Below are 25,733 nucleotides of genomic sequence, written 5' to 3'. Positions count from 1 at the left end.
CAACGGCCCTAGGGTGCGGGCGTGGTGACGGTGCGGCAGTTGGAGTGTTTTGTCGGGGTGGTGGACTGCGGCACGTTCACGGCTGCGGCCGAGGTGTTGTTGCTGACCCAGCCCGCCTTGTCGCGCAGCGTGCGCGAGCTGGAGCGGGTGGTGGGCGCGCCGCTGCTGGAGCGGTTGCCGCGCGGGGTGGAACTGACCGCGGTGGGGCGGGCGGTGCTGCCCGCGGCGCGGAGTGCGCTGGCCGAGGCCCGGCGGGTGCGGGAGGTCGGGCGGCGGGCCGCGGGGCTGCTGGCGGGGGAGCTGCACGTGGCGGTGGTGCAGTCGTTGACCCTGGGGGCGTTGCTGCCGGTGGTGCGGCAGTGGCGGGAGGAGCATCCCGGGGTGGAGCTGCGGATCACCGAGTTCACCCATCGGGACCAGCTGGAGCAGGCGGTGCGGGACGGGTTCGCCGACCTCGCCGTCTCGCCCCGGCCGAGGGAGTGGGACGGGCCGGTGCGGGAGCTCGGGGTGGAGGAGTTCGTGCTGGTGCTGCCCGCGGGGGAGCAGGCGCCGTCGGCCGGGCGGCGGTTGCCGGTGGCGGAGCTGGCGGAGCGGCGGTGGGTGCACTTCGATCCGGTCAACGGGCTCGCCGAGGTGGTGGACCGGACCTGCGCGGCCGCCGGGTTCAGCCCGGTGGTGTCGGTGCGGACGGCGCAGACCAGTGCCGCGCCCCGGCTGGCCGCGGCGGGGCTGGGGATCGCGTTGGTGCCGGCGAACATCCTGGCGCCGACCGACGCGGTGACGGTGGCCTTTCCGGAGCCCGCGGTGCGGCGGCCGGTGGCCGCGTTCACCCGGCGGGCGCCGGATCCGATGACCGGGGCCTTCCTGGACCTGCTCGAACGCGCGGCCGAGGTGGTGCCGCCGCACCTGCCCGCGCCCGCCGAGTGCTAAAGCGGCAGGGGCGGGTTGGGGCTGGTCAGAAACTCGGTGGTGATGAACAACAGCGGCGTGGAGCCGATGTTCTCCAGGTCGTGCAGCAGGAAGTGGCCGGCCGGGAAACGCAGGAACCTGCTGTCTCCCGACCGGTAGGTCACCTCGCGGGTGGTGCCGTCGTGGCTGTGCTGACGGCCGAGGCCACTGTGCACGGCGGTCCAGGAGTAGTCGAGCACGTGGCGGTGGGCGGGCAGGCGTTCGCCGGGGCGCAGGTGGATCTCCCACAGGCGGGTCCACCTGGTCTGTTCGATCAGCCGGCCGCCGACGTGGCCGTTGTGCTCGTTGCGCCGGAACTCCGCGTGCAGTTCGGCGGTCCAGCCCTGGTGGTCGGCGAGGAGTGGGGCCGGTTCGGGCATGGCTGCCTCCACGGTCGCTGCGGTGTTGCGGTCGGTGCCAGCTTCCGGGGCGGACCGGGGAGGCGTCCAAGGCCGGTTCTTACTGGTGGTGATGCCTTCCGCGCATACCCCGGCGGGTCAAGGGCGGCCGCCGGGCTTGGGGCCCTGGTAGCCCGGCCGGGAGGAGCTGTCGATGCCGACCTCGTACCGGATACCCGGGCTGACCTTGTTCTCGCGCACGGTCGCGTTGGTGGACTTGATCGCCAGGCCGATCGCCTTCACCGGCGAGGCGGCGAAGGTGTTCCGCTCGATGGTGGCGTGCTGGATGTCCTCGAACATCAGCGCCTGCGCGGCCTTCAGCGTCTCGCAGTAGTTGCCGCGGATGGTGAAGTGGTGCGAGTGCCCGCGTCCGCTGCCTTCCCCTTCGTTCGGGCCCTCGGCCATCAGGCACATGTTGTCGATCTGCTCGCACCGGTTGCCCTCGATCAGCACGTCCTGACTGGCCGGGGTGTTGGTGGCGTAGGTCTGCATGCAGTCGGCGTGCCCGAACTTGTTGCTGGTGCCGGACACCGTGTTGCGCAGGATCTTGATCCCGGTGCCGAAGAACCGGATGCCGTCGCCGTCACCGTTGCGCGGCTTGGTGATCGTGTTGTCCTCGATGGTGATGTCGTTGCCCTGCGCGCGAATCCCCGGCGCCTCGGGCTGGACCAGCCGGAAGTTGCGGATCACCACGTGGCTGGCGTTGACGGTGATGCCGCCGACGTCCTTGCCCGTGCCGTCGACGACCAGCGGCCGCTCCGCCGTGCCGCCCTTGCTGATCACCAATCGTGACTTGGCCGGTCCCGCGACCCCGGCCGGGGCGAGCAGCACGACGACCCCCGCCGCCGCGATGACCGCCGACACCTTTCCGATCATGTGGATCCCTCCTCTTCACCTCCCCGGCGGGTTGCCGCACCGGAGGCCGCGGACGCTAGGTCCGGCGGACGGGAGGGTTCCCGGCACCGGGCTGACTGGAGAACCCGGCCGCCGGCCATTCCCCGGCTCCCTACACTGACCGCATGCGCAGTGGTCACCTGATCGCTGGGCGTTACCGCTTGGAGGAGCGGTTGGGCGCCGGGGGGATGGGGGTCGTCTGGCGGGCGACCGACCTGGAGCTGAACCGCACGGTGGCGCTCAAGCGGTCGCAGTCGGCGGACAACGGGCACGGGGGCAGCCAGACCAGGAGGGAGGCCCGGCTCGGCGCGGGGCTCAACCACCCCAACGTGGTCACCGTCTTCGACGTGCTGCTCGACGGCGAGGACCGTTGGCTGGTCATGGAATACCTGGAGTCCCGCGACCTCGGCCGGGTGCTCGCCGAGGACGGTCCGCTGCCGCCGGAGCGGGTCGCCCGGATCGGCGCGCAGCTGGCCGCCGCGCTGGCCGCCATGCACGAGGACGGCCTGGTGCACCGGGATGTCAAGCCGGGCAACGTCCTGCTCACCGCGAAGGACACCGCGAAGCTGACCGACCTCGGCATCGCCCGCTGGACCGAGGAGACCCGCGCGGGCGGCGCCGAGCTGGACGGCACGCCCGGGTTCCTCGCCCCCGAGGTCGCCAAGGGCGAGGCCGGTGACTCCCCGGCGGACGTGTTCTCCTTGGGCGCCACGCTGTTCGCGGCGGTGGAGGGCTGCTCGCCGTGGGGCCAGGCCACGGTCAACCCGTATGGCCAGGTGCACCGCGCGGCCGGCTATCAGCTGGAGCCGTGGCGACTGGCCGGATCACTCGGCCCGGTGCTGGCAGCCTTGCTGCGCAAGCGACCCAGGGACCGGCCCAGTGCGGCCGAGGCCGAGTCGATGTTGCGCGAGGTGGCCAGCGGCAGCGAGGCCACCATCCGGATCCCGCCTGCGGTGCGCCGCCGCCGCTGGGGGTTCGCGCTGGCCGCCGCCGCGGTGGCGGCCGGGCTCGTCGCGGGCACGCTGGTGTGGCGCCACGCCGGAAGTGAACCGGACTCCGTCACCGGCGACCCGCGGACCGCGGACCCGTGCGCGCTCACCGATCCGGCCGCGCTGAGCCGGTTCGGCCAGGCCCGGCTGGACGCGGACTACGGCAACTTCAACCGCTGCGACGTGCTGGTGCGGCTCAGCCCCGACCCCAGGGACGAGGCCGATGTCCGGGTCGAGCTGGAACCGCGCGCGGGCAACGCGCCGGCCGCGGTCACCGCTACCCCGGTCGCCTCGATCGACCGCGCCCCGGAGCGCAACGGCCAGTGCCGGCGGACCGTCCAGCTCAACGACGGCTACCGGATCGTGGTCAGCGCCAAGCACATCGACAACCGGCGGGCCGAGCTGTGCGCGATGGCCGACGCGGTGACCAGCGGCGCGGTGCTCGTGCTGGGCCGGGGGCAGATCCCGCTCCGCCAGGCCGAACCTCCGCCCGGCTCACTGGCCGGTCTGGACGCCTGCGCGCTGGTCTCGGAGCAGGAGGTCGCCACCGCCCTGGGCGGCGCGGCCACGCCCGGCCCGGGGTTCGGGAACTGGCTCTGCGAGTGGGAACGCGGCCGCCGCACGCTGCTGGTGATCTTCGACCGGGACCAGCCGATGGGTGAGCGGGACGGCGACCGGATCGACCTCAGCGGCCGGGCCACCTACGTCGAGGCCGACGGCTACGGCGAGCGGACCTGCGAGGCGGCCATCGTGCACCGCGACTACACCGGTCCCGACGGCAAGCCGATGATCGAGGTGGTGCGGGTGGTGCTGCGCGACGACCAGCCCGGCGAACAGCTGTGCGCACCGGCGCGGGCCGCGGCTGGCCAGGTGGCGGCGCGCCTGGCACGGTGATCGGGAGGGGTCCCGGCAGCGCGGGCGCAGACTGGCCCCACGACGGTGCGAGGAGGCCGGAATGACCACACCCAGAGCGGGCGGCGTGCTGCTGCCCCGCAAGCACCGCAGCCTGGCCCACGGCGTGGAACGCGCCGCGCCGGGCGAGGTGTACGCGCTGACCGTGACCGGCGGCGTGCGGATGGCGCCGATGGAGGGCCAGCAGGTCCGCTTCGGGCGCAACCGGCCGGACGTCGACGTCTGCGTCGGCGAGGACGACGTGCAGGTGAGCCGGCGGCACGGCGTGCTGACCAGGCGGTTCGGCCAGTGGTGGGTGGGCAACACCGGCCGGTTGCCGATCAGGTTCCCCGGCGCGCTGCTGCTGTGCGGCGGCGAGGACGAGGTGCCGCTGGAGGAGGGCTACACGCCGCTGTTCATCCGCGGCGCGCGCAACCGTGAGCACCTGCTGGAGGTCTACGTCGCCGGTTCCGACGGCGGCCGTCCGCAGCCCCGGCACGGCGAGCAGACCCGGCCGCCGCGGACCTGGGTGCTGCGGCCGGAGGAGAAGCTGATGCTGGTCGTGCTGGGCCAGCGGTACCTGCTGCACGACGCGCGGCCGCAGCCGATGTCCCGGCAGCACACCGCGGAGGTGCTGGCCGGCTTGCAGCCGGGCGCCGGGTGGACGATCAAGCGGGTCGAGCACATGGTCACCGAGGTGCGGGCGCGCCTGTCGGCCGGGGGAGTGGCCGGGCTGACCAAGGCCGAGGTGGGCGAGCCGGTGGGCAACGCGCTCAACGACAACCTGCTGCGCGAGCTGGTGCTCTCCACCACGCTGGTGCCGCCGGACCTGGGCTTGCTCGACGATCCGTTCCCGGTGGAGTGAGCCCGGCCGACCCCTATTGACAGAATGTCTAACATGACATTATGTCTCACAACGTGGTGCCTGCGGAGGCCGGGCGCACCCGGTTCGTCCAGGGTGACGGGGTCCGGCTGGCCGTGCGGGAATGGGGCGACCCCGCCGCGCCGACCGTCCTCTGCGTGCACGGCTACCCGGACGACAGTTCGGTGTGGACGGACGTCGCGGCGCGGCTGGCCGAGCGGTTCCACGTGGTCGCCTACGACGTGCGCGGCGCGGGGGAGTCCGGCAAGCCCACGGCGCGCGCGGACTACCTCCTGGACCGGCTGGTCGCCGACCTGGTAGCCGTGGCGGCGGCGGTGAGCCCGGACGAACCGGTGCACCTGCTGGCCCACGACTGGGGCTCGATTCAAGCCTGGCACGCGGTCACCGACCCGGCGCTGAAGGCCCGGATCCGTTCCTACACCTCGATTTCCGGGCCCTGCCTGGACCACGCCGGGCACTGGATCCGGGACCGGCTGCGCAGGCCGAGCCCCCGCGGGTTGCGGGAACTGCTGCGACAGCTGGTGTTCTCCGGCTACATCGGCTTCTTCCAGCTGCCGTTCGCGCCGGAACTGGCCTGGCGCACCGGAATCCTGCCGAAGGTGATGGGACGCCTGGTCAAGCTCGGCGACGGGGTCGCCATCCCGCCGCCGGTGCTCGCCGACGGTCTGCACGGACTCCAGCTGTACCGGGCCAACATGCCGCCCCGGTTCGCCCGGCCCGCCCAGCGGCGCACCGAGGTGCCGGTGCAGGTGCTGGCGCCGACCAGGGACCCGTTCGTCAGCACGCCGGTGCAGACCGACCTCGCCCGCTGGGTCAGCGACCTGCGGGTACGGCGGATCGCCGGTGGGCACTGGCTGCCGCGCAGCAGGCCCGAGGTCATCGCGCGCTGCGTCACCGAGTTCGCCGAGCACGTCGACGGCGGCCCGGAAACCCGGTCGCTGCGCCGGATCCGCCCGATCCGGCCCAAGCAGCGCTGGGCCGACCACCTGGTGCTGGTCACCGGCGCGGGCAGCGGCATCGGGCGGGAGACCGCGCTGGCCTTCGCCGAGCACGGCGCCGACGTCGTGGTGTCCGATGTGGACGGTGAGTCGGCGGCGCGCACGGCCGAGCTGGCCGAGCGGTTCGGCGTCACCGCCAGCGCGCACACCGTGGACGTGGCCGACGAGAAGGCCATGACCGCCTTCGCCGAGGAGGTCCGGCGGGGCAGGGGAGTGCCGGACGTGGTGGTCAACAACGCCGGCATCGGCATGGCCGGGGCGCTGCTGGACACCAGCACCGAGGACTGGCAGCGGGTCATCGACGTCAACCTGTGGGGCGTCATCCACGGCTCGCGCCTGTTCGCCGACCAGCTGGTCGAGCGCGGCGAGGGCGGGCACCTGGTCAACATCGCCTCCGCCGCGGCCTACCTCTACTCGCGCACCCTGCCCGCCTACGCCACCACCAAGTCCGCGGTGCTCACCCTGACCCAGTGCCTGCGCGCCGAGCTGGCCCCGCACCGCATCGGCGTCACCGCGGTCTGCCCCGGCATCGTCAACACCAACATCACCCGCAGCACCCGTTTCGTCGGCCTCGACGACAGTCAGCAGCAGCGCAGCCGGGACCGCACCGCCGCCCTGTACCGCAGGCGGAACTACCCGCCCGCGAAGGTCGCGCGCGCCATCCTGCTGGCCGTGCAGCAGGACAAACCGCTCGCGCCGGTCACCCCGGAGGCGCACGCCGGGCTGCTGCTCTCCCGCCTGACCCCCGGTCTGCTGCGCGCCGCCGCCCGCCGCGACCTGACCCCGCACTGACCGCACCGGAGCGACCCATGAGCCACGAGCAACCCGACCGCCTGGTCCTCAGCGCCCGCGACGTGCACTTCGACTGGAGCCGCACCCCGCTGCACTGGGTGCCGGGCGAGCCGTTCGCCACCCACATCATCAACGTCATGCACCTGCTGCTGCCCGAGGGCGAGCGCTGGTTCGTCAAGGTCTTCCAGCAGGCCCTGCCGCTGATCAGGGACGCGGAGCTGCGCGAGCAGGTGATCGGCTTTGTCGGGCAGGAGGCGGTGCACGCCGAGTCCCACCAAGGCGCGCAGGAACACCTGCGGGCACAGGGCATCGACCCGGACCCGTACGTGCGGCAGGTGGAGTGGATGTTCGCCAGGATCCTCGGCGACCGGGACCTGGACGCCCGGGGTCAGCGGGCCTGGCTGGTGGAACGGCTGGCCTACGTGGCCGCGGTGGAACACGTCACCGCCTTCCTCGGCCAGTGGATCCTGGACGCGCGCGGCCTGGACCGGGCGGGCGCCGATCCGACCATGCTGGACCTGCTGCGCTGGCACGGCGCGGAGGAGGTCGAGCACCGCTCGGTCGCCTTCGACCTGTACACCCACGTTGACAGTAGCTACCTGCGCCGGCTGCGCGCGATGGTGATCGTGGGACCGGTGCTGGTGCTGCTGTGGGTGCGCGGCCTCAAGCACCTGCTGCGGGCCGATCCGGAGCTGGGCGGGCGGGTCCGGCCGCGCTGGCGCGACGTCAGCCGCGGTGCTCGCAAGGGTCTGCTGCCCAGCTACGGCCAGCTGCTGCGCAAGATGGCCACCTTCTTCCGCCGCTCCTACCACCCCTCCCAGGAGGGTTCCACCGCCCAGGCCGTGGCCTACCTGGCGACCTCGCCCGCCGCGCGGGCCGCGGAGCACTGATGGCCCACCAGGACGCGCCGCCCGACCGGCTGGCCGGGTGGGCGGCCCGCGCGATGGACCGCTACATCCGGCTGCTGCGCGGTCGCCGGCCGGTCGACCTGCCGCCCGAGCCGCCGCGGCGGGTGCGGGTCGAGCGGGTCAGCGCCGAGGCCGAGGACGTGGTGAGCCTGCGCCTGGTCGCCGCCGACGGCGCCGCGCTGCCCGCCTGGCAGCCGGGGCACCACCTGGACCTCTGCCTGCCCTCCGGCCGGTGGCGGCAGTACTCGCTGTGCGGGGACCCGGCGGACCGGACGGCCTACCGGATCGCGGTCCGCCGGATCGCCGACGGCGGTGGCGGCTCCCGCGAGGTGCACGAGCTGCGCGCCGGGGACGAACTGGGCATCCGGGGACCGCGCAACGCCTTCCCGTTCGTGCCCGCCCCGCGCTACCTGTTCCTGGCCGGCGGTATCGGGATCACCCCGATCCTGCCGATGGCGCAGGCCGCGGCCAGGGCCGGCGCGGACTGGCGGCTTGTCTACAGTGGACGGTCGAGGGCCAGTATGCCGTTCCTGGCCGAGCTCGCCGGTCACGGCGACCGGGTGCGGGTGCACGCCGACGACGAGCAGGGCGGCCCGCCCTCGGCCGCCGACCTGGTCGATGCCGCCGACTCGGTGGTCTACTGCTGCGGCCCGCCACCCATGCTCGCCGCGGTCCGCCGGGCCGTGCCGGTGTCCCGGCCGCTCTACCGGGAACGCTTCAGCCCGCCACCGGTGCTCGGCGGCGCGCCGTTCGAGGTCGAGCTGCGCCGCACGGGCATCACCGTGCCGGTACCGGCCGATGTCTCCGCGCTCACCGCGATCCGCGCCGTGCTGCCCGAGGTCGGCTACTCCTGCCGGCAGGGCTTCTGCGGCACCTGCCGGGTCCGGGTGCTCGACGGTGTGCCCGACCGCCGCCATCTGGCCGATGATCCGGACCAGGCGCGCATCTGCGTGGTCCGAGCGCACACCCGGCTGACGCTGGATCTGTGATGATGAACCGGACATGACTGAACTGACCGAGACCAGCCAGCCCCGGCGCAAACGCCGGATGTCCCCGGCCGAACGCCGGGACGACCTGATCAGCGCCGCCCTGGAGCTGTACAGCAGCCGCGCCCCGGAACTGGTGTCGATCGAGGACATCATCACCCACGCCGAGGTCTCCAGGGCCCTGTTCTACCGCTACTTCGGCAGCCTGCGCGAACTGCACGTGGCCGCGCTGCGCACCGCGGTGGACGAGCTGGTCGACCGGCTCACCCGGCGCGAGCCCGGCACCCTGCTGGACCAGCTGCGGCGCTCCCTCGGCGTGTTCGTCGACGTCGCCGACACCTACGCCACCGCCTACATCGCCTTGCTGCGCAGCGGATCCGTGGTCGCCACCAGGGACACCGACGCGCTGGTCGACGAGGTCCGCCACCTCGCGGTGCAGGAGATCCTGGACGTCACCGGCGTCACCGAGCCGAGCCCGTTCCTGCTGCTGACCCTGCGCTGCTGGGTCGCGGTGGTCGAGGGCAGCCTGCTGATCTGGTTGCAGGAACGCGACCACACCCGCGAGGAGCTGATCGGCTGGCTGATCGACCAACTGGCCGCGATGACCGCGGCCACCGCCACCCGCGATCCGGTGGTCGCGGAACTGCTCACCCGCATCGCCCCGGAGGTGTGAGCGGTGCCCGTGCCGGCCCTGCGCCCGGTGACCGAGCCGGATCTGGCCCTGTTCCGCCGGTTCGCCACCGAACCCTGGCTGGTCGGCCTGGACTGGCACGGTTTCCGCGATCCCGGCGCGGCCACCCGGCGGTTCCCGGTGGACGGCTACCTCGGCGAGGACGGCGGCCGGCTGATCGTCGAGGTCGAGGACACCGCGACGGGTTCGGTCAGCTGGGACAGCAGGAGCCACGGCCGCGGCCGGTACTGGGAGATCGGCATCGTGCTGCTGCCGGAGTGGCGCGGCCAGGGCATCGGCTGGCGGGCGCAGGCGATGCTGTGCGACTACCTGTTCCTGCACACCCCGGCCGAGCGGATCCAGGCCGGCACCCACCCGGAGAACCACGCTGAACAGCGTTCCCTGGTGAAGGCCGGTTTCCAGCACGAGGGCGTGCTGCGCGCGGTGGAATGGCGCGCGGGCCAGTGGCGGGACGGCTACCTGTACAGCAGGCTGCGCAGCGACCCGGCCCCCGATCCTGCCGCCTGAACGCGCGAGCGCGACGAAAGTTCCGCCCGCCACCGCTTCGCGGCCTGATCGTGATGCTGATGACCCGTTCGGCGCTGGCTGGGCCGCCGTGCGGTGGCCTACCGTCACGGGGCCGCAGTGTTCGGGAAGCCGGTGCGATTCCGGCGTGGTCCTCGCCACTGTGACCGGGGAAGCCCGTCTCGATCCAGGCCACTGGACGGTTCGCCGTCTGGGAAGGCGAGAGACGTGGCCGTGATCCGGGAGCCAGGAGACCGGCTGCGGCGCGTCTGGAACCGTCCACGAGGCATGGAGGAAGAACATGTCGGCATCCGCCGCGTCCCCCGATCGTCCCACCGCCATCCCGGTGCCCGCCTGGTCCTACCTGGTCGCCGCCGCCGCGCTGATCGTGCTGTACGTGCTGCTCCAGGAGAACGGCCTGGTGCTGGCGCACGCTTCGGAGCTCATCCACGAGTTCGCGCACGACGGGCGGCACGCGCTCGGCGTCCCGTGCCACTGAGCGGGGGCGCGTTGATGAGCACGCCCACCTTCGGATCCACCCTGGCCCGCGGCGCACTGGCCGGAGTCCTGGCCGGACTGGCAGGCGCCGCGGTGCAGTACTTCCTCACCGAGGTCCCACTGGAGGCCGCGCTGGCGGTGGAGGAGGCCCGCCCGGCCGATCCCGCCGCGGCCGGGCACCATGGCGAGCTGTTCGACCGGGGCACCCAGCTGCTCGGCGGACTGCTGGCCACCGTGGTGTTCGGACTGGCCATCGGCGCGGTGTTCGCGGTCGTCTACGCGCGGCTGCGGCACCGGCTGCCCGGCCGGGCCGACTTCGACCGTGCGCTGCTGCTGGGCGGCGTCGGCTTCCTGGTCGTCTCCCTGTTGCCAGGCCTGAAGTATCCGGCCAACCCGCCCGGTGTCGGTGATCCGTCCACAGTGGAGGAACGCACCCTGCTGTACCTGGCGGTCATCGTCGCCGGGCTGGTGCTGGCCAACCTCGCGCCGTGGTTCAACCGGTTCCTGGCGGGCAAGGGCTGGGACCGCTCCAGCAGGCTCGCGGTCACCGGACTGTCCACTGTGGTCCTGCTGGCGCTGGTGGTGTTCCTGCTGCCGGCCAACAACGACCCGATCCCGGCGGACATCCCCGGCACGCTGCTGTGGCAGTTCCGGCTGTACTCGCTGATCCAGCTGGCCACCGTGTGGGCGGTGCTGGCGGCGGCCTTCGGCCTGCTGCTGGACCGTCAGCAGCGCACGGCGGAGGCGCCCGCGCTCGCGGCCTGAACCACCCTGCCCGGCGGTCCACTGCTCACCCTGGACCGCCGGGCCTCGCGCTGTCCGGGCGATTGTGGGTGGTCAGCGCCCGGCCCCGCGGAAATGTGGGTGGTCGGACCCGATGTGCCGCCGCGCCGGCACGTATTGGCTGACGGCAGGAGGCAACACGAGCGAGGAGGAACCGGATGGGTGAGCCGGTACGGGTCAGCGTGGTGGCGCTGGACCCGATGCTGGAAGCCGGCGCGACCGGTGCGCTGCACAGCTGCCCCGATCTGGCCGTGGCCGGGCCGGGGGAGCCGCCAGAGGTGACCGTGGTGATCGTGGACGCGGTCGCCGACAGCGTGCTCGACCTGGTGCGCGAGACCCGCGACGGGCCGGACCGGCCCGAGGTGGTGCTGGTGGCCACCGACCTGGCCCCGGCGGAGGCCCTGCACGCCATCGCCGCGGGCGCCCGCGGCCTGCTGCGCCGCCGGGAGGCCAGCGCGGACCGGCTGGCCCGCACCGTGCTGGCCGCCGCGGGCGGGGACTGCACGGTGCCGCCCGACCTGCTGGACGAGCTGCTGGAACACCGCGCCCGGCCGGTGCCGCGCGCGGGGATCGGCGGGGTGGCGCTGAACGAGCGGGAACGCGAGGTGCTGCGGCTGGTCGCCGACGGCCGGGAGACCGGGGAGATCGCCCAGCAGCTGTGCTACTCGCCGCGGACGGTGGTGAGCGTGGTGCACGACATCACGCACCGGTTCCGGCTGCGCAACCGGGCGCACGCGGTGGCCTACGCGCTGCGGGCGGGCCTGCTGTGACCGCGCTGCGGGTGCGGCTGGCCGCCACCGACGCCCTGGCCAGGGCAGGCGCGCTGGAACTGCTGGCCAGGGCGGGGATCGCGGTCGACCCGGCCGCCGCGCCGGTCACCCTGGCCGCGGGCGGCACCGTGGAGGAGGCCCTGGACGCCACGGCGGACCCGGGCGACCGGCCGGTGATGGTGCTGGCCGACACCTTCGCCCCGGCCGGGGTGCTGCGCGCGGTGCGCACCGGGGTCAGCGTGCTGCTGCACGCCCGGCGCACCACGACTGACCAGTTGGTCGCCGCGGTGCACTCGGCCCGGCACGGTGACGGCCGCCTGCCCTCGGAGGTGCTGGTCCGCCTGCTGTCCGGGCCGGAACCGGCGGCGGTGACCGCGCCGCGCACGCTCACCGCGCGGCAGACCGCGGTGCTCACCCTGATGGCCGACGGGCACGGCAACGCCGCGATCGCCCGCTCGCTGTCCTGTTCCGAGCACACCGTGAAGAACGTGATCTACGAGCTGATGGCCCGGTTGCAGGTGCGCAACCGCTCGCACGCGGTGGCCCGCGCGGTCCGGGCCGGACTGATCTGACGCCCTGCCAAGGAAAAAGGCCCCGTCGGCGACGACGGGGCCTTCTCGGGTCAGCCGGTGGAGCTCATCGCGGCCTCCCCGGCGGGCAGGAAGTCGGTCAGCTCCACCCCGAGCCCCGACTCCCGCGCCAGCCGCAGCACCAGCGCGGACACCGCCAGGTCGAGCACGCCGAGACCGAAGGGGGAGAACAGGGTCACCCGGTCCGGATGCCGGTGGTGCTCGGTGCCGGAGGTGAGCAGGTCGCCGAGCGCGCCGGTGATGAACTCGCGGTGGCCCAGGTGCTGCTCGGCCAGGTGCAGCGAGGTGGCGGCGCGGCACACGTGGTCGTGGTCGTCGACGATGTTCACCGCCGCGCGGACCCCGTCGATGGTGACATCCCGCAGGGACAGGCCCAGCACCAGCGTGCCGGGATGGCAGGCGCTCAGGTCGGTGTGCGGCACGGAGGCGGTGGTGGCGAAGGAGACCAGCCGGTGCGCGGCAAGGGCCTCGGCCAGCTCGGCGGCCACCGTGACGGTCAGGCCGGGGCCGCAGCGGGTAGCGAAGGACTCCGCCCGGTCGCGGTCCAGGTCGAACACGGTCACCGCGCGCAGCTCCGGCCGCACCACCCGCAGGAACCGCAGCACCTCCCGGTTGATCACCCCGGTGCCGACCAGCGTCACCCCGGAATCCGGTGTGGCGCCGGGCAGGGTGGCCGCGGCCAGGGCCGCGCTGGCCGCGGTGCGGCGCGCGGAGATCGTCGAACCCTCCAGCAGCGCAACGGGATTGCCGGTGCGCATGGAGTTCAGCACGATCGCCGCCGAGGCCCGCTGCAGGCCGAGCTCGACGTTGCCGGGGAAGCTGGCGATCCACTTCATCCCGGCCACCGCCTGCGCCCCACCGAGATAGGCGGGCAGCCCGATGATCCGGTTGCGGGTGTCGTCGGGGAAGCGCAGGAACACCGAGTGCGGCAACGCGGTCTCACCCCGCGCGTGCTGCACGTAGGCCTGCCGCACCGCGGCCAGCACCTCCAGCTCCCGCCCGTCCAGCACCCGCCGGACCGCGTCGTTGCCGAGGATCAGCACCTGGCCCCCTCCATCGCGTCGTCCTTCCACAGCTCGGTGACGTCGCCGAACTGGGCCGCGACCCAGTCGTCGTCGTAGATCGTGTCGAGGTACCGCTCACCGCGGTCGGGCAGGATCAGCGCGCAGTTCGCCCCGGCCGGGATCCGCTCCCGCAGCCGGTGCAGCGCGCTGACCACCGCGCCGGAGGAGCCACCGGCCAGGATCGCCTCCCGCACCGCGAGCCTGCGGCAACCGACCACGCAGTCCAGGTCGTTGACGTGCACCACCTCATCGGCCAGCCCCGGCCGGAACAGCTCCGGCGGCACCGCCGCGCCGTGCCCGGGGATCAGCCGCCTGCCGACCGGTGGGTGGAAGATCGCGCTGCTCTCCGCGTCCACCGCGATGATCCGCACGCCCAGCGCGTGCTCGCGCGCGTACTCCGCGCAGCCGCGCAGCGTGCCTGCCGAACTGACCGTGCACAGCAGGAAGTCCAGCCGGCCGTCCAGCGCGTCCACGATCTCCCGCATGGTGCCGCGGTGCGCCCACGCGTTGCGCGGGTTGCCGTACTGGTTGGGGCAGTAGGCATCCGGGATGGTCGCGAGCAGTTCCAGCACCCGGCGCCTGCGCACCGGCAGGTACTCGCCGGTGGCCGGGTCCCGCTCGGTGACGGTGTGCACCTCGGCGCCGTAGGCCCGCATGATCGCGATGTTCTGCGGGTTGGTGCGCGGGTCGACCACGCACACGAACCGCAGGTCCAGCAGCCGGCACACCTGGGCCAGACCGATGCCGAGGTTGCCGGAGCTGGACTCCACCACCACCGACCGGCCGGGCACCACCGCGCCGGTGCGCACCGCCTCGGTCAGCATCGCGTGCGCGGACCGGTCCTTGATGCTGCCACCGGGATTGGCCGCCTCCAGCTTCGCGTGCACCCGGAACCCGCTGCCGGGCCACAACCTGGTCAGCTCGACCAGCGGGGTCCCGCCGATCGTGCCGAGCACCCCGGCCGAACCGGCGCCGTAGCCGCTCATGCCGGTCAGCTCACCTGTTCCATGCGGCGGCGCAGGCTCAGCGGGCGCATGTCGGTCCACACCCGGCCGATGTGGTCAAGGCACTCCTGGCGGGAACCCTCGGTGCCCTCGGCGTGCCAGCCCAGCGGCAGCTCGCGGTCGGCCCGCCAGATCGAGTACTGCTCCTCGTCGTTGCGCACGACGCGGTACACGGCCTCGTCGTTCTCCTCGGTCATGACCGTCCTCCGGGGGTCGGGGTACTGGCCCGCCGAGCGTGCCGTTTGGCATCCCGTGCGAGATAGGGACAAACGCGCACCCGAGGTGGCGGGCGAGCGCTGCCGCTCCTTCCCTGGTGGCGGTGCCGGTGCGGGCCGCAGTCTTCGGTGGACCAGGGCCGAGCAGGTGGAGGTGACCGGTGGACAGCGGTGCCAGGGTGACATCGTTCGCACAGCAGCGGCTGTTGTTCCTCGACCAGCTCCGGCCCGGCGCGCCGGACTACCTGCTGCCACTGGCCCTGCGGGTCCGCGGCGAGCTGGACGTGCCCGCGCTGACCGGCGCGTTCGCCGCGATCGTGGCCAGGCACGAGGTGCTGCGGACCCGCTACACCACCGCCGGTCAGGTCGTTGAGTCCGAAGTGGACACCACCCCGGCCTGGCACGACCTCAGCGGCACAACGGATGCCGAGCGCCGGGCGGCCGAACTCGTCGAACAGGAGCTGCGGCGGCCGATCGACCTGAGCACCGCGCCGCCACTGCGCCTGACCCTCATCCGGCTGGCCGCCCGGGAACACCTGCTGCTGTTCGTGGTGCACCACATCGCCTTCGACGGCTGGTCCTGGGGCGTGCTGGCCCGCGAGCTGGCCGCCGGGTACCGCGAACGCACCGGTGGTCCCTCGGCCGTGCTGCCCCAGTTGTCGTTGCAGTACGCGGACTTCGCGGCCTGGCAGCGTGAGCGGCTCACCGGCGACCGGCTGGCCAGGCTGCTGGACTTCTGGCGCACCAGCCTGTCCGGTCTGACCCCGCTGGAACTGCCCACCGACCGGCCACGACCCACCGTCTGGGACGGCGCGGGCGACGTGGTCCGCTTCCAGCTGCCGCCCGAGCTGCTCGCGCAGGTCGACGCCTACGCCCGCAATCGCCGCGCCACCCGGTTCATGGTGCTGCTGGCCGCTTTCGAGGCCCTGCTGGCCCGCTACACCGGGCAGACCGACCTCGCGGTCGGCACCCCGGTCGCCGGACGCACCCGCACTGAGGCCGAACCGCTGATCGGCCTGTTCGCCAACACCGTGGTGCTGCGCGGTGACCTTTCCGGGCGGCCCAGCTTCGCCACCCTGCTGGACCGGGTGCGCGCCAACGCGCTGGCCGCCTTCTCACACGCGGAGGCGCCGTTCGAGCGGATCGTGGCCGAGCTCGCCCCGGACCGCGACCTGTCCCGCAACCCGCTGTTCCAGGTCTCCTTCTCCCTGCGCAACGCGGTCGCCGAACCGCTCACCCTGCCCGGCCTGGATACCGAGCTGGTGCCCACCCCGCTGCTGGGCACGCCGTTCGACCTGTTGCTGGACATGGACATCCGCGCCGACGGCAGCCTGGCGGCCAGGTTGCAGTACGCGACCGCGCTGTTCGACCAGCCCACCGTGCGCCGGCTCGCCGAGGGCTTCCAGCAGCTGCTGCGCACCGCACTGTCCACACCGGACACACCGGTGGCCGAGATCGAACTGATCTCCGCCGAGGACCACCGCGACCTGGTCACCAAGTACAACGACACCGCCACCGCCTTGCCCACCGGCTGCCTGCACGAACTGTTCGCCGCCCAGGTCGAACGCACCCCGGCGGCAGTGGCCCTGCGCGGCCCCGAAGGCGAACTAACCTTCCGCCAGCTGGATGAACACGCCAACCAGATCGCGCACCACCTGCGAGCGCGCGGCATCGGCCCGGAGTCGCTGGTTGGGGTCTGCTTGCCGCGCGGCTTCGACCTGGTGGCGACGTTGCTCGGCGTGCTCAAGTCCGGCGGCGCCTACCTGCCGCTCAACCCGGCCGACCCACCCGACCGGCTGGCCGTTCTGCTCACCGAGGCCGGGGTCTCGCTGCTGGTCACCAGCGCCGAGCTGAGGCCCGCGGACTGGACCGGGGCGACCACCACGGTGCCCGCGCGCGAGGGCGGCACGGGCGCCGTCGCCCCGGTCCAGCTCGCCTGCCCGGACAACGCCGCCTACGTGATCTTCACCTCCGGTTCCACCGGCCGCCCCAAGGGCGTCACGATCACCCACCGGAACCTGGTCAACTACGTCAGCTGGGCTGCCTCCGCCTACAGCAGCCACACCCACGGCAGCACGCTGTACTCCTCGGTCGCCTTCGACCTGCCGGTCACCTCGCTCTACCCCGCGCTGCTCTCCGGCGTGCCGGTCACCCTCACCGCCGACGACGGCTCACCCGGCCTCGACGCCCTGGTGAACACCTTGGAGCACAACAGGTTTGACCTGCTCAAGCTCACCCCGACCCACGTCGGTGTGCTGGGCCAGGAACTCTCCCCGGAGGCGCTGCGCACCGCGGCCCCGCACGTGGTCGCCGGCGGCGAACTGCTCACCGGCGCGCTGCTGGACCCCTGGCGGCGGCACGCGCCCGACACCGTGGTGTTCAACGAGTACGGCCCCACCGAGACCACGGTCGGCTGCTCGGTGCTCATCCGCCGCGCGGGCGAGCTCGACCCCGGCCCGCTGCCGATCGGTGCGCCGATCGCCAACACCACCATGTACGTCCTGGACGCGGAGCTGCGGCCGGTGCTGCCGGGCGCGGTGGGGGAGCTGTACATCGGCGGCGACCAGGTCGCCCGCGGCTACCACAACCAGAGCGCACTCACCGCGGCCAAGTTCGTGCCCGACCCGTTCACCCCCGGCGCGCGGCTGTACCGCAGCGGCGACCTGGTGCGCCACCGCGCCGACGGCGAGCTGGAGTTCGTCTCCCGCACCGACACCCAGATCAAGATCCGCGGCTTCCGCATCGAACCCGGCGAGGTCGAGGCCGCGCTCACCGCGCACCAGGACATCCGCGAGGCCGCCGTGGTCGCCCGCGCCGGAAACCTGGTCGCCTACCTGGTGTCCACAGTGGACATAGACCTGTCCGGACTGCGGTCAAGTCTGGCGCTGGTCCTGCCCGACCACCTGGTGCCCGCCCAGTACGTGGTCCTGCCCGAGCTGCCCAAGACCGCCAGCGGCAAGGTCGACCGCAAGGCCCTGCCCGACCCGGCCGCGCACCGCCTGCCCAGCGGCCTGGCGCACGTGCCACCGCGCACCCCGGTCGAACACGCGGTCGCCGCGGTCTGGGCCGAGCTCCTGGAACTGCCCGAGGTCGGCGTGCACGAGGACTTCTTCACCCTCGGCGGCAACTCCCTGCTGGCCACCCGGATCGCGGCCCGCCTGCGCGCGCAGCTCGACGTCGAACTGCCACTGGCCGAGGTGTTCACCGCCCGCACGGTCGCCCGCCTTGCCGAGGTGATCACCGCCGCCGAACCGGGCCGGTTGCCGATCACGTCAGTGCCGCACGACGGGCCGCTGCCGCTGTCCTTCGCCCAGCAGCGCCTGTGGTTCCTGGACCGGCTGGCCCCCGGCGCGACCGACTACCTGGTCCCGTTCGCCTTGCGCCTGACCGGTGAACTCGACGAACCTGCGCTGCGCGCGGCGGTGCGCGACCTCGCCGACCGGCACGCGATCCTGCGCACCCGCTACCTCGAACAGGACGGCGAACCGGTCCAGCTGATCGACCCGGCCGCCCGCATCCCGTTCACCACCGTCACCACCGACGGCGACCCACTCGACCTGGTGCACGCCGACCTGCACGAGCCGTTCGACCTCACCACCCAGCTCCCGGCCCGCGCGACCCTGATCCGGGTCGGCGCCACCGAGCACCTGTTCCTGCTGACCCTGCACCACATCTGCTCCGACGGCTGGTCCGCCGAGGTCCTGGCCACCGACCTGAACCGCCTCTACACCGCCCGCCGCAACGGCGACACACCGCCAGCGCCGCTCCCGGTGCAGTACGCCGACTACGCCGCCTGGCAGCGCGCCACCGCGGACACCCCGGAGTTCGCCAAACGCCTGAACCACTGGCGGAATAGTCTTGCCGACTTGTCCACAGTGGACCTGCCCACCGACCGCCGCCGTCCCCGGGTCCGGGACTGGCGCGGTGACCGGATCGCCGTCGAACTGCCCGGCGACCTGGGCCGCGCCGCCGAGAACCTGGCCCGGCAGCACGGCGCCACCCCGTTCATGGTGCTGCTGGCCGCCTTCCAGGCCCTGTTGTCCCGGCACGGCGGCGGCCAGGACATCCCGGTCGGCACCGCGGTCGCCGGTCGTGGCCGCCCCGAGCTGGACGGCCTGCTCGGCTTCTTCGCCAACACCCTGGTGCTGCGCGGAAACCTCGGCGGCGAGCCCACCTTCACCGACCTGCTCACCCGCGTCCGCGACACCGCACTCGACGCCTACGCGCACGCCGACATCCCGTTCGAGCGCATCGTCGAGGAGCTCGCCCCCGAACGCGACCCCTCCCGCAATCCGTTGTTCCAGGTCATGTTCGAGCTGCGCCCGGACGGCCCGGCCCCCTTCACCCTGCCGGGACTCGGCGTCGAGCAGGTCGGCATCAGCTGGCCGATCGCCAAGTTCGACCTGATGCTCTCCGTGCTGCAGCGCGCGGACGGCTCGCTGCGCTGCGGTTTCGAGTACGCCACCGCGCTGTTCGATAGGTCCACAGTGGAACGACTCGCCGCGCACTACGGCCGCCTGCTCACCGAGGTCCTGGCCGACCCGGACCAGCCGCTGCACGGCATCGACTTCCTCGACACCACCGAGCGCACCCGGCTCACCCTGGGCTGGACCGACTCCTGGACCCAGTGCCCGGCCGCCACCCTGCCCGAACTGATCACCGAACAGGCCCGCCGCACCCCGGACGCCCACGCGGTCATCTTCGGTGACACCACCCTGACCTACGCCGAACTGCACACCCGCGCCGACCGCCTCGCCCGCCAGCTCCGCACCCTCGGCGTCCGCGCGGAAACCGCGGTCGCGGTGGCCCTGCGCCGGGACGCTGACCTGGTCACCGCGGTGCTCGCGGTGCTCAAGGCCGGTGGCGTCTACGTCCCGATCGACCCGGCCCACCCCCGGCAACGCCGCGAACACGTGCTCACCGACAGCGGCGCCCAGGTCCTGATCAGCCAGTCCTGGATCCGCGACGACCTGCCGGACACCACAATCCCACTGCTGCTCCTGGACGAACCCGGCCCCGCGTCGAGCACCGATCCACTGTCCACACTGGACCCTTCCGGCGCGGCCTACGTCATCTACACCTCCGGCTCCACCGGTCGCCCCAAGGGTGTGGTGATCAGCCACGAGGCCATCCGCAACCGCGTGCTGTGGACCATCCGCGAACACGGCCTCGGCCCGGCCGACCGGGTGCTGCAGAAGACCACGGTCAGCTTCGACGCCTCGATGTGGGAGTTCCTCGCCCCGCTGGTCGCCGGTGGCACCGTGGTCGTCGCCGCCGACGGCGTCCCGCGCGACCCGGCCGCCATGGTCGCCGCGATGGTCGAACACCGGGTCACCGTGCTCCAGCTGGTGCCTTCCGTGCTGCGCGTCCTGCTCCAGCAACCGGACCTGGCCGACTGCGCCGCGCTGCGCCTGGTCTTCTGCGCAGGCGAACCCCTGCCCGCGGACCTGTGCGCCGACCTGCTCCGCCAGGTCCCGGTGCGGCTCACCAACACCTACGGCCCTACCGAGTGCGCCATCGACGTCACCGCCTGGGAGTACACCGGCGCGGAACCGAACGAGATCGTGGCCATCGGCCGCCCGCTGGACAACACCCGGATCCTGGTGCTGGACCAGCACAACCAGCTGGCCCCGATCGGCGTGCCCGGCGAGCTCTGCGTGGCGGGGGTCAACCTGGCCCGTGGCTACCTCGGCCGCGGCGACCTCACCGCGGCACGCTTCACCCCCAACCCGTTCCCGGCCGAACCCGGCGAACGCCTGTACCGCACCGGCGACCTGGCCCGCCGGCGCGCGGACGGCGTGCTGGAGTACCTGGGCCGCCTGGACCGTCAGGTGAAGCTCCGCGGCGTCCGCATCGAACCGGGCGAGATCGAGATCGCCCTCTGCGAGCATCCCGCGATCACCGCCGCCGCGGTCGAGGTCTACGCCGTCGGCGAAGATCAGCGACTGGTCGCGCACCTGGTCACCAACACCGAGGTCGACCCGGCCGAGCTGCGCGCACACCTCGCGGAACGCCTGCCCGAAGCCATGATCCCGGCTGTGCTGCGCACCCTGGACGCGCTGCCGCTCACCGCCAGCGGCAAGATCGACCGGGCCGCCCTGCCCGGCCTCAACGGCCTGGACACCGATGCCGACTACATCGAACCCCGCACCCCGGCGGAAGCCACGGTCGCCGCCCTGTTCGCCGAACTCCTCGGCACCACCAGGGTCGGCGCGACCGACGACTTCTTCGCCATGGGCGGCCACTCCCTGCTGGCCACCCGCCTGGTCTTCCGGCTGCGCAAGGCATTCGGCGTGGAGGTCCCGGTCGCGGAAGTCTTCGCCGGTCGCACCGTGGAGTCCCTGGCCCACCTTGTGTCCACATCGGACAGAAAAGCCGAGGTGATCACCAGGATTCCCCGGGACGGTGAGTTGCCGCCGTCCTCGGCCCAGCGCCGGATGTGGTTCCTCGACCAGCTCGAACCCGGCAGCGCCGAGTACCTGGTGCCCCTGGTGCTGCGCCTGCACGGCCCGCTCGACCTGCCCGCGTTTGCCGGTGCCCTGGATGACGTGGTGGCCCGGCACGAGATCCTGCGCACCCGCTACCCGGCCCCGGCCGGTGAGCCGATCCAGGTCATCGACCCGCCCGCCAGCCTGGACGCGCACCCGATCGACCTCACCGCGCTGCCCTACCAGGAAGCCGTCGCCCAGGCGGAAACCCTGGTGCACGCCGACACCGCCCGCCCGTTCGCGCTGGACCGCGAGATCCCGTTCCGCGCCCTGCTGATCCGCATCCGCCCCGAGGAGCACCTGATCGCGCTCACCGCCCACCACATCGCGGTGGACGCCTGGTCGATCGACGTGCTCACCAGGGACCTGGGCCGCTACTACGAGTCCCGCACCGCCGGAGCCACCCCGCCGCCCGACCCCGCGATCCAGTACGCCGACTTCGCCGCCTGGCAAACCCACTGGTCCACCGGCCCCGACCCGGAACGCCACCTGGCCTACTGGCGCGACCGCCTGGCCCACCTGCCCCAGCTCGAACTCCCAGCCGACCATCCACGACCGTCCACAAGGGACAGTCGCGGTGACCTGCTGACCATCGAGGTGCCCGCCGACACCACCGCCGCGGTGGACGCGCTGGCCCGCACGCACGGCACCACGCCGTTCATGGTGCTGCTGGCCGCCTTCCAGCTGCTGCTCGCCCGGCACACCGGGTCGCCGGACGTCGCGGTCGGCACCCCGGTCGCCGGTCGGACCCGCGCCGAGACCGAGGACCTGCTCGGCGCGTTCCTCAACACGGTGGTGCTGCGCGAGTCCCTGGACGGCGTGCCCAGCTTCGCCGCCCTGCTCGGCCAGGTCCGCGGCCACGTGGTCGACGCGTTCGCGCACCAGGACCTACCGTTCGAGCGCCTGGTCGACGAGCTGCAACCCGGACGCGACCTGTCCAGGAACCCGCTGTTCCAGGTCATGTTCGAGCTCCAGCAGGCCCAACGCACCCCGCTGCGCCTGCCCGGTCTCACCGTCGAACGCGTCCAGACTCCTTGGCACACCGCCAAGTTCGACCTCACCCTGTCCCTGGGCCGCCGCGCCGACGGCAGCCTCACCGGCCTGTTCGAGTACGCCACCGCGCTGTTCGACCGGTCCACCATCGACCGGATGGCCGGGCACTACCTGCGCCTGCTGCACCACGCCGTCACCCGGCCCGAACTGCCGCTGGACGCACTGGCCATGCTCACCGAACCCGAGCGCGCCCAGCTGCTGCACGAGTGGAACCCACCGGCCGCCCCGGAAACCGCGGCCTGCGTGCCCGCCCTGTTCGAGCAGCGGGTGGCGGCGCACCCGGACGCCGAAGCGGTGACCTTCGGCCCGGACCGCCTCAGCTACGCCGAGCTGAACACCCGCGCCAACCGGCTCGCCCACCACCTCCGGGACCGGGGCGTCGGTCCGGAGAAGATCGTCGCGGTCTGCCTGGACCGCGGCCTGGACGCGGTGATCTCCCTGCTCGCCGTGCTCAAGGCCGGTGGGGCCTACGTGCCGGTGGACCCGGACCACCCGGCCGACCGGCTGGCCTTCATGCTCGAGGACGCCACCGCCCACCTGGTCATCGCCACCGGCGACCGCCCCGTGGCCACCGATCGGCCGGTCGTCCGGCTGGACCGCGAGGCCGAGGCCATCGCCCAGTGCCCGGCGCACAACCCCGAGCCCCTGGCCACCCCGGCCCACCTGGCCTACATGATCTTCACCTCCGGTTCGACCGGACGGCCCAAGGGCGTGCTGATCGAGCACGGCTCCTACGCCCACCACTGCCGGATCATCGCCCGCGAGTACGACATCCGGCCCACGGACCGGGTGGTGCTGCTGTCCGCGCTGACCTTCGACGTGGCCATGGACCAGATCGCCGCCACCCTGCTCGTCGGCGCGACCATCGTGGTCGCCGACCCGCTGTTCTGGAGCCCGGCCGAACTGCCGGACCGGATCCACGAGCACGGCATCACCATCATGGAGATCACCCCCGCCTACTACCGCGAGGTCCTGCGCGGCCTGCGCCCCGGCGACCCCAGACTGCGCGGCCTGCGGCTGATGAACGTCGGCAGCGACGTGGTCACCGTCGACGACGCCCGCCGCTGGGCCGGCACCGGACTGCCCGGCCGGTTCCTCTGCAACTACGGCCCCACCGAGGCCACCGTCACCTGCCTGCTGCACCCGATCGGCGACCTGCCCGCCGGGGCCCGCGCCGAAGCCGCCCTGCCGATCGGACGCCCGGTGCCCGGCACCAGGGCCTACGTGGTGGACCGGCACGGCGACCCGGTGCCGGTCGGTGTGCCCGGCGAACTGCTACTCGGCGGCGTGCGGCTGGCCCGCGGCTACCACCGTCGGCCCGGGCTGACCGCGGAGAAGTTCGTCCCCGACCCCTTCGGCGTGGAGCCAGGGGCTCGTCTGTACCGCACCGGTGACCTGGTGCGGTACCTGGCCGACGGCACCATCGAGTTCCTCGGCCGGATCGACCAGCAGGTCAAGCTGCGCGGCTTCCGCATCGAGCTGGGCGAGATCGAGGCCGTGCTCGCCCAGCACCCGGCGGTCCGCGCCGCGGTCGTGCTGGCCAGGGAGGTGCGGCCGGGGGACCGGCGGCTGGTCGCCTACCTGGTGCCGCAGGACCGGACCCCGGAGATCACCGACCTGCGCGCCTTCGCCGGAGAGCGGCTGCCCGAGTACATGGTGCCCGGACTGTGGACCTTCCTGCCCGAGCTGCCGCTGACCCCGAGCAAGAAGGTCGACCGGAAAGCCCTGCCACAGCCCGAGATCGACCGCCCGGACCTGGAGATCCCTTACCAGGCCCCGCGAACCCCGACCGAGGACATCGTGGCCGGGATCTGGGGCGAGGTGCTCGGCCTGGACCGGATCGGGGTCGAGGACGACGTGTTCGCCCTCGGCGCGCACTCCCTGCTCGCCACCCGGGTGCTGGCCCGGCTCAACGCGGTCTTCGGCATCGACCTGCCGCTGCGCCGCCTGTTCGAGGCCACCACCGTCGCCACCGTCGCCGCAGCGGTGCACACGGCGATCGAAGCGGAGATCGACCAGCTCTCCGACGAAGAAGTCGCCGCTCTGCTCGAACCCGGCGAGCGCTGACCGCCACCGAGAGGACCCGCCATGACCGTCACCGCGCACCACCCCGGCACGCACACCGCGGCCACCGATTTCTCGGTGTTCCAGGACCTCGAGTCCGAGGTGCGCAGCTACTGCCGGAAGTTCCCGATCGTCTTCCACCGCGCCAAGGGCGCCGAGCTGCACGGCGAGGACGGCCGGGTCTTCATCGACTTCTTCTGCGGCGCGGGCACCCTGAACTACGGGCACAACAACGACTTCATCAAACGCCGTCTCACCGAGTACCTGGCCGCCGACGGGATCGTGCACGGCCTGGACATGCACACCGTGGCCAAACGCGAGTTCCTCAGCGCCTTCGCCGAGACCGTGCTGCGGCCGCGCGACCTGGACTACAAGATCCAGTTCTGCGGACCGACCGGCACGGACGCGGTGGAGGCGGCGCTGAAGCTGGCCCGCAAGGCGACCGGCCGCACCGGCGTGGTCGCCTTCACCGGCGCCTACCACGGCATGTCCCGCGGCTCGCTCGCGGTCACCGGCAGCCGCCGGGCCCGCCGCGCCGGTGGCATCGGGCCATCAGAAGTGACCTTTGTGCCCTATGAGGACGGTCCACAAGGGACATTCGACTCGATTGGATACCTGGAGCGGATGCTCGCCGACCCGTCCTCCGGGTTCGAGGTCCCGGCCGCGGTTATCGTGGAGCCGATGCAGATGGAGGGCGGCATCTACCCGGCCTCCCCGGACTGGCTGCGCAGCCTGCGCGCGCTCACCGAGCGGCACGGCATCCTGCTGATCTTCGACGAGATCCAGGCCGGCTGCGGCCGCACCGGCACCTTCTTCTGCTTCGAGCATGCCGGCGTGGTGCCCGACCTGGTCACCGTGTCCAAGTCCATTGGCGGCTACGGGCTTCCGCTGTCACTGACCCTGTTCCGCCGCGACCTGGACGTGTGGGAACCGGGCGAGCACACCGGCACCTTCCGCGGCAACCAGCTCGCCTTCGTCGCCGCCACCGCGGCCCTGGACCTGTGGCGGCAGACCAAGTTCCACACCGACCTCGCCGTGGCCAGCCGCCGCCTGGACCGCTTCCGCACCGAACTGGCCGAACCGGTGATCAGCACCCGCGGCCTGGGCATGGCCTTGGGCATCGACCTCGCCCAGGCCGGTGGCCCGGAGCGCGCGGACCGGGTGCAGCGGCACGCCTTCGAGCACGGCCTGATCGTGGAGCTGTGCGGCCGCCACGACGAGGTGGTCAAGGTGCTGCCGCCGCTGACCATCGACATCGCCCGGCTGGACCGCGGCCTCGACGTGCTGCGCGACGCCCTGCACACCACCCGGTGAGGAGCCGA

19 protein-coding genes and 1 riboswitch are annotated in these 25,733 nt (G+C 72.9%); of the genes, 14 read left to right on the top strand and 5 right to left on the bottom strand.

Going from position 1 to position 25,733, the window contains the following annotated elements; genetic code table 11:
• Window positions 1-21 precede the first annotated feature (21 nt).
• Window positions 22-930: a LysR family transcriptional regulator gene (locus tag M8C13_RS22050; protein WP_252482555.1), complete on the top strand. Its 909-nt coding sequence runs from the start codon at window positions 22-24 to the stop codon at window positions 928-930.
• On the opposite strand, the gene M8C13_RS22045 is transcribed toward M8C13_RS22050, so the two are convergent.
• Together M8C13_RS22045 and M8C13_RS22040 are read right to left on the bottom strand one after the other, a co-directional pair.
• Window positions 927-1,328: a hypothetical protein gene (locus tag M8C13_RS22045; protein ID WP_252482554.1), complete on the bottom strand. Its 402-nt coding sequence runs from the start codon at window positions 1,326-1,328 to the stop codon at window positions 927-929. The two genes, M8C13_RS22050 and M8C13_RS22045, sit on opposite strands and share 4 nt — an antisense overlap.
• 117 nt (window positions 1,329-1,445) lie before the next feature.
• Window positions 1,446-2,222, bottom strand: coding sequence for a right-handed parallel beta-helix repeat-containing protein (locus M8C13_RS22040; protein WP_252482553.1), 777 nt, complete (start codon window positions 2,220-2,222; stop codon window positions 1,446-1,448).
• 143 nt (window positions 2,223-2,365) lie between these two features.
• On the opposite strand from M8C13_RS22040, the gene M8C13_RS22035 reads away from it, so the two are divergent.
• The 11 genes from M8C13_RS22035 (at window position 2,366) to M8C13_RS21985 (ending at window position 12,505) form a co-directional block, all read left to right on the top strand.
• Complete coding sequence (locus M8C13_RS22035; protein WP_252482552.1) at window positions 2,366-4,123, top strand: serine/threonine-protein kinase; 1,758 nt, start codon at window positions 2,366-2,368, stop codon at window positions 4,121-4,123.
• Between the two features lie 61 nt (window positions 4,124-4,184).
• Window positions 4,185-4,985, top strand: coding sequence for an FHA domain-containing protein (locus tag M8C13_RS22030; protein ID WP_252482551.1), 801 nt, complete (start codon window positions 4,185-4,187; stop codon window positions 4,983-4,985).
• A 41-nt stretch (window positions 4,986-5,026) separates the two neighbouring features.
• The gene (locus M8C13_RS22025) at window positions 5,027-6,793 is read left to right on the top strand and encodes an SDR family oxidoreductase (RefSeq protein ID WP_252482550.1); all 1,767 of its coding nucleotides are present in this window, start codon (window positions 5,027-5,029) and stop codon (window positions 6,791-6,793) included.
• Between the two features lie 17 nt (window positions 6,794-6,810).
• The gene (locus M8C13_RS22020) at window positions 6,811-7,683 is read left to right on the top strand and encodes a metal-dependent hydrolase (protein WP_252482549.1); all 873 of its coding nucleotides are present in this window, start codon (window positions 6,811-6,813) and stop codon (window positions 7,681-7,683) included.
• Entirely contained in the window at window positions 7,683-8,690 is a 1,008-nt protein-coding gene (locus tag M8C13_RS22015) for a PDR/VanB family oxidoreductase (RefSeq protein WP_252482548.1), read from the top strand. The genes M8C13_RS22020 and M8C13_RS22015 overlap by 1 nt, the downstream gene beginning before the upstream one ends.
• Window positions 8,691-8,748: 58 nt before the next feature.
• On the top strand, window positions 8,749-9,360 hold the full coding sequence (locus tag M8C13_RS22010) for a TetR/AcrR family transcriptional regulator (protein ID WP_252482692.1): 612 nt from the start codon (window positions 8,749-8,751) through the stop codon (window positions 9,358-9,360).
• Between the two features lie 3 nt (window positions 9,361-9,363).
• Window positions 9,364-9,885, top strand: coding sequence for a GNAT family N-acetyltransferase (locus M8C13_RS22005; RefSeq protein ID WP_252482547.1), 522 nt, complete (start codon window positions 9,364-9,366; stop codon window positions 9,883-9,885).
• A 98-nt stretch (window positions 9,886-9,983) separates the two neighbouring features.
• Window positions 9,984-10,160: riboswitch (cobalamin riboswitch) on the top strand.
• Between the two features lie 23 nt (window positions 10,161-10,183).
• Entirely contained in the window at window positions 10,184-10,381 is a 198-nt protein-coding gene (locus tag M8C13_RS22000) for a CbtB-domain containing protein (RefSeq protein WP_252482546.1), read from the top strand.
• A gap of 14 nt (window positions 10,382-10,395) precedes the next feature.
• Complete coding sequence (locus M8C13_RS21995; protein ID WP_252482545.1) at window positions 10,396-11,145, top strand: CbtA family protein; 750 nt, start codon at window positions 10,396-10,398, stop codon at window positions 11,143-11,145.
• Window positions 11,146-11,321: 176 nt separating this feature from the next.
• Window positions 11,322-11,933 carry a response regulator transcription factor gene (locus M8C13_RS21990; RefSeq protein WP_252482544.1) on the top strand — a complete coding sequence of 204 codons (612 nt, stop codon included), beginning with the start codon at window positions 11,322-11,324 and terminating at the stop codon, window positions 11,931-11,933.
• Window positions 11,930-12,505 (top strand): response regulator transcription factor, encoded by a 576-nt coding sequence (locus M8C13_RS21985; RefSeq protein WP_252482543.1) that lies wholly within the window; start codon window positions 11,930-11,932, stop codon window positions 12,503-12,505. The genes M8C13_RS21990 and M8C13_RS21985 overlap by 4 nt, the downstream gene beginning before the upstream one ends.
• Before the next feature lie 50 nt (window positions 12,506-12,555).
• Here M8C13_RS21985 and sbnB read toward each other — a convergent pair whose 3' ends face one another.
• Genes sbnB through M8C13_RS21970 form a run of 3 tightly spaced genes read right to left on the bottom strand, consistent with a single transcriptional unit; the run spans window position 12,556 to window position 14,788 of the window.
• The gene (gene sbnB, locus M8C13_RS21980) at window positions 12,556-13,566 is read right to left on the bottom strand and encodes a 2,3-diaminopropionate biosynthesis protein SbnB (protein WP_252482542.1); all 1,011 of its coding nucleotides are present in this window, start codon (window positions 13,564-13,566) and stop codon (window positions 12,556-12,558) included.
• Window positions 13,560-14,573: a 2,3-diaminopropionate biosynthesis protein SbnA gene (gene sbnA, locus M8C13_RS21975; RefSeq protein ID WP_252482541.1), complete on the bottom strand. Its 1,014-nt coding sequence runs from the start codon at window positions 14,571-14,573 to the stop codon at window positions 13,560-13,562. The genes sbnB and sbnA overlap by 7 nt, the downstream gene beginning before the upstream one ends.
• A gap of 5 nt (window positions 14,574-14,578) precedes the next feature.
• Window positions 14,579-14,788: an MbtH family NRPS accessory protein gene (locus M8C13_RS21970; RefSeq protein WP_252482540.1), complete on the bottom strand. Its 210-nt coding sequence runs from the start codon at window positions 14,786-14,788 to the stop codon at window positions 14,579-14,581.
• Between the two features lie 197 nt (window positions 14,789-14,985).
• Between M8C13_RS21970 and M8C13_RS21965 the strand changes: the two genes are divergently transcribed.
• Complete coding sequence (locus M8C13_RS21965) at window positions 14,986-24,414, top strand: non-ribosomal peptide synthetase (protein WP_252482539.1); 9,429 nt, start codon at window positions 14,986-14,988, stop codon at window positions 24,412-24,414.
• 21 nt (window positions 24,415-24,435) lie between these two features.
• Window positions 24,436-25,725: a diaminobutyrate--2-oxoglutarate transaminase gene (gene ectB / locus M8C13_RS21960; protein ID WP_252482538.1), complete on the top strand. Its 1,290-nt coding sequence runs from the start codon at window positions 24,436-24,438 to the stop codon at window positions 25,723-25,725.
• Window positions 25,726-25,733: the final 8 nt, after the last annotated feature.

The sequence above is a fragment of the Crossiella sp. SN42 genome, assembly GCF_023897065.1.
GTDB lineage: Bacteria > Actinomycetota > Actinomycetes > Mycobacteriales > Pseudonocardiaceae > Crossiella.
Note: the sequence above shows the minus strand (reverse complement) of the source record. Positions and strands in the feature narration are given on the sequence as shown.

Excerpts from the sequence above, each read along its gene's own strand:
- M8C13_RS22010 (WP_252482692.1), top strand. The coding sequence starts at position 8,749 with ATGTCCCCGGCCGAACGCCGGGACGACCTGATCAGCGCCGCCCTGGAG.
- M8C13_RS22035 (WP_252482552.1), top strand. The coding sequence starts at position 2,366 with ATGCGCAGTGGTCACCTGATCGCTGGGCGTTACCGCTTGGAGGAGCGG.
- M8C13_RS22040 (WP_252482553.1), bottom strand. The coding sequence starts at position 2,222 with ATGATCGGAAAGGTGTCGGCGGTCATCGCGGCGGCGGGGGTCGTCGTG.
- M8C13_RS22025 (WP_252482550.1), top strand. The coding sequence starts at position 5,027 with ATGTCTCACAACGTGGTGCCTGCGGAGGCCGGGCGCACCCGGTTCGTC.
- sbnA (WP_252482541.1), bottom strand. The coding sequence starts at position 14,573 with ATGAGCGGCTACGGCGCCGGTTCGGCCGGGGTGCTCGGCACGATCGGC.
- M8C13_RS22000 (WP_252482546.1), top strand. The coding sequence starts at position 10,184 with ATGTCGGCATCCGCCGCGTCCCCCGATCGTCCCACCGCCATCCCGGTG.
- M8C13_RS22015 (WP_252482548.1), top strand. The coding sequence starts at position 7,683 with ATGGCCCACCAGGACGCGCCGCCCGACCGGCTGGCCGGGTGGGCGGCC.
- ectB (WP_252482538.1), top strand. The coding sequence starts at position 24,436 with ATGACCGTCACCGCGCACCACCCCGGCACGCACACCGCGGCCACCGAT.
- M8C13_RS22020 (WP_252482549.1), top strand. The coding sequence starts at position 6,811 with ATGAGCCACGAGCAACCCGACCGCCTGGTCCTCAGCGCCCGCGACGTG.
- M8C13_RS21970 (WP_252482540.1), bottom strand. The coding sequence starts at position 14,788 with ATGACCGAGGAGAACGACGAGGCCGTGTACCGCGTCGTGCGCAACGAC.
- M8C13_RS21990 (WP_252482544.1), top strand. The coding sequence starts at position 11,322 with ATGGGTGAGCCGGTACGGGTCAGCGTGGTGGCGCTGGACCCGATGCTG.
- M8C13_RS22045 (WP_252482554.1), bottom strand. The coding sequence starts at position 1,328 with ATGCCCGAACCGGCCCCACTCCTCGCCGACCACCAGGGCTGGACCGCC.
- M8C13_RS21995 (WP_252482545.1), top strand. The coding sequence starts at position 10,396 with ATGAGCACGCCCACCTTCGGATCCACCCTGGCCCGCGGCGCACTGGCC.
- M8C13_RS22030 (WP_252482551.1), top strand. The coding sequence starts at position 4,185 with ATGACCACACCCAGAGCGGGCGGCGTGCTGCTGCCCCGCAAGCACCGC.